The sequence below is a fragment of the uncultured Veillonella sp. genome (genome assembly GCF_963534045.1).
Classification (GTDB): Bacteria; Bacillota; Negativicutes; order Veillonellales; family Veillonellaceae; genus Veillonella.
In genome coordinates, this window is record NZ_CAUSQT010000086.1 from 1 (window position 1) to 3,632 (window position 3,632).

The 3,632-nt window shown below is 39.1% G+C and carries 3 protein-coding genes and 1 pseudogene; 3 read left to right on the forward strand and 1 reads right to left on the reverse strand.

Annotated features, from left to right (window positions below):
- The 3 genes and pseudogenes from RYP29_RS08570 to cysK form a co-directional block, all read left to right on the forward strand.
- A pseudogene (locus tag RYP29_RS08570) lies at positions 1-75 on the forward strand (peroxiredoxin); the annotation flags it as partial.
- A 383-nt stretch (positions 76-458) separates the two neighbouring features.
- The gene (locus RYP29_RS08575; RefSeq protein WP_005375570.1) at positions 459-908 is read left to right on the forward strand and encodes an Rrf2 family transcriptional regulator; all 450 of its coding nucleotides are present in this window, start codon (positions 459-461) and stop codon (positions 906-908) included.
- A gap of 69 nt (positions 909-977) precedes the next feature.
- Entirely contained in the window at positions 978-1,913 is a 936-nt protein-coding gene (gene cysK / locus RYP29_RS08580; protein ID WP_060807244.1) for a cysteine synthase A, read from the forward strand.
- A 162-nt stretch (positions 1,914-2,075) separates the two neighbouring features.
- On the opposite strand, the gene RYP29_RS08585 is transcribed toward cysK, so the two are convergent.
- On the reverse strand, positions 2,076-3,632 hold a 1,557-nt coding region (locus RYP29_RS08585), incomplete at its 5' end, for a subtype B tannase (protein WP_311533126.1).

Below are 3,632 nucleotides of genomic sequence, written 5' to 3' on the forward strand. Positions count from 1 at the left end.
CAAGTGTGCCCTGCACGTTGGAAACCAGGTAAAGATACATTAACACCAGGTCTTGACTTAGTAGGTAAAATCTAAGACTACTAGATAGACCAACAACCTCTTCAAATGACAACATTTGGGCACGGATCGTATCTCCAACGATACCGGTAAGCCCCATTACATGGTGAAACACTCTCCAATTCACCAATGTAAACCTCATATAACAAACTACAAACTATACGCAAAAAGACCAGCCTTTGGGCTGGTCTTTTTGTCGCAGTGTATTCATTTAGTATAGGTAAATACTGTTATTCGTAAAACCTTTTGACAAAGTAGGAAATAAACTCTTGCATTTTTACAGTTAGTATTCTATAATGAAATTAATTCCTAGCGATGTACAAGGTTTTATACATTCGCATAGGAGGTATGTAAACTGTTTGTTCAAGGGACGCTAGCTTTTAAAAAGGAAGGCAATATACATGAGAATTTCTACAAAAGGAAGATATGCATTGATGGTTCTCATCGATCTAGCTGAGCAAGGTCAGGGAAAACCAGTGTCATTACGTTCTGTTGCAGAACGACAAGGCATATCTGAGAAATATTTAGAAGGTATTGTGGCTCGATTAGGAGCGGCCAGTTTAGTTGATAGCATTCGTGGTAAATACGGCGGCTACCGTTTATCTAAAAAACCTAGTGAATATACAATCATTGAAATTTTGATGGCTACAGAGGAATCAATGGCTATTATTTCATCTCTAGATGAAGGTGTATCTACGGATGATGTCATTAATGAACGCACCGTTGGATTCTGGGCGGGGTTACAAAATTACATTCACGATTATCTAGAAAGTGTGACCTTACAAGACGTTATCGATGGTACATACGCAAAACTAGATACAAAATATGATAATTGGGATGGCTCTATTTAAGAGGCACATAATTATATATTACATACCATTTATAGTATCCATAATATCCGAATATAAGGAGTGTTGATTATGTCTAAAATTGCAAAATCTTTTGTTGAATTAATTGGTAAAACACCATTGTTGGCAGCTACTCGTTTTGGTGAAAGCGTAGGTGCTGATGCTAATATTTTAGCTAAACTTGAATACTTTAACCCAGGTGGTTCCGTAAAGGATCGTATCGCTGCTGCTATCATTCAAGCTGCTGTTGCATCTGGTGAATTACAACCAGGCGGTACTATCGTAGAAGCTACATCTGGTAATACAGGTATTGGTTTATCCGCTGTAGGCGCTGCGCTTGGTTATAAGGTTGTTATCGTAATGCCTGAAACAATGTCTATCGAACGCCGTAAATTAATGCTTGGCTATGGTGCACAACTCGTCTTAACTGATGGTGCACTTGGTATGAAAGGCGCGATTGCAAAGGCAAAAGAAATCGTAACAGCTACTGCTGGTGCTGTAGAAGCAGGCCAATTCGTAAACCAAGCTAATCCTACAATTCACTATAAAACTACAGGCCCTGAAATCTGGGGTGACACAGATGGTGCTGTAGATATCTTCGTAGCTGGTGTTGGTACAGGTGGTACATTAACTGGTACAGGTCGTTTCTTGAAAGAACAAAATCCTGATGTTAAGGTTGTAGCTGTAGAACCTAAAGACTCTGCTGTATTATCTAACGGTAAACCAGGTCCTCATAAAATCCAAGGTTTAGGTGCAGGTTTTATTCCTGAAACATTGGATACTAAAATTTATGATGAAGTTATTCAAGTTGCTAACGAAGATGCTTTCAAAACAGCACAAGACTTTGGTCATACACAAGGTATCTTGGTAGGTATTTCCTCCGGTGCTGCATTGTGGGCCGCTGCAGAGTTGGCAAAACGTCCTGAAAACAAAGGCAAGAATATCGTAGTTATTCTTCCAGATACAGGTGAACGTTACTTGTCCACTGCTTTATTCCCAGAAGATTAATATAACATTTAAATATAATACTAGTAATAAAGGCGTCCTGCTCGATGGGGACGCCTTTATTGTCGATATAAGATAAAAATACAAACAAGGCTGTAATAGCATCAGGCATAGATGCTATTACAGCCTTGTTATGTTATGGAATAAGTTTATAATCGAGATAGATTATCTACCGTTTTTTACAATAGAATCCATCCAGTTGAATAAATCTTGTAAATCGTAATCGCCAGCGTGATCCACACCAAATGGTGTAGCCATGTCTACACTATATCCGAGATTTTGTGCACGAGTGCCTACGATTAATGGGATGGCAACAGATGTATTGCTATCTGCTGTACCGTAGCGAATTCGATAATATTTAGCGTTTGTTGCACTAGGAGAACCAAGATAGTTCATAGGGTTCATCATAGTAACGATTTTAGCGTTTTCTACATATACATCATTATTAGGCGTTGTATCATGTAGTGCCGCTGTAATCGTGAAGTGATTAGTATCGCTAGTGCTTGTACCGAATAGGCTGTTTTCACCAGAATCATTAGCTCTAGAGTCAAATGCACCTGGTTCCTTAGAACGACTAGTAAAGCTATTATAAGCGTCCCAATCAATATCTTTCACCATGCCTGTATTCTTATCTAAGACTAAGAAGGAATAGCGAGATACATCAGTACCATTAGATTTAGCTTTATTAGCGGCATCGATAATGAAAGATTTTACATATTGCTTGAATGTGCCATTACCTTTCTTATCGAGTTTTAAAATAACGCCGGTTCTATCGCGTAATTGTAAGTTGTTTACATAGTCAGGGAAGTGGCTCTTAAGTAAATCTGAGTATGCTACATCATCATTCGTTAAGTTCACACGTTGTACACTACGTTGTATTGGCGCTGGTGCACCGCCTACATTCGCTTGAGGCAATTCACCTTGTCCCATAGTTACTTTATTAAATGATGTGATACCGTTATAGCTCCATTCGTAAGCCATATCTGCTGCATCTAGGTTTGTCATTGGTGCATAAGCAGAAGATGCATATACATCAGTGGATGCTGTAGCAGCGCCGAGAGCCTGTAGATATGGTTGGTAATCAGATGTATTACCTGTTGCACCTTGTAATAAGGAAACGGCACCGCCTGCGCTAGTACCATTCGTAATAATACGTTTTGCGTTACCTGGCATAGTCGCATCATTAGCGTGTAAATAAGCTGTAGCCGCTTGTAAGTCTACAATGACTGCAGGTGCTTTGCCGATGAAGTTACCATCGGATGCTTTGTTTGTACGGCCACGTGTAGCAGGGGACGCAACAACATAACCTCTAGACAATGCATAGAGAGCACTATTTGGCTTATTATTTTCTACCTTTGGTGCCATAGGTTGGCTTGGCATATAACCGCCAACATTATTTGGCATAAAGATTGGAGCTGTTTGTGTATTATAACCATTTACAGTGCCATTATTGAAATACTCTTCAGGTATGTAAATGTTTATGTACTGCTGATCAATATCGATAGGATTTGATACATATGGGATATATTCAAATGCGCGATATTTAATCTCTTTATTATCCACCGTTCCCGTCATTGACTCGTAATTATTGATGTCAAAGGTGAGGGTAATCTTTGCAGACGTATCAGCTTGTAATGGGGGATCAATTGGCTGTGAAAGTATATTTTTTTCACCTGTTGTAGTAGAACCTTTGGTAGAAGCTTGATTACGTTCATTAACATA

What these genes read in the sequence shown, in the direction of transcription:
- RYP29_RS08575 (WP_005375570.1), top strand. Translation starts at nt 459, where the DNA reads ATGAGAATTTCTACAAAAGGAAGATATGCATTGATGGTTCTCATCGAT.
- cysK (WP_060807244.1), top strand. Translation starts at nt 978, where the DNA reads ATGTCTAAAATTGCAAAATCTTTTGTTGAATTAATTGGTAAAACACCA.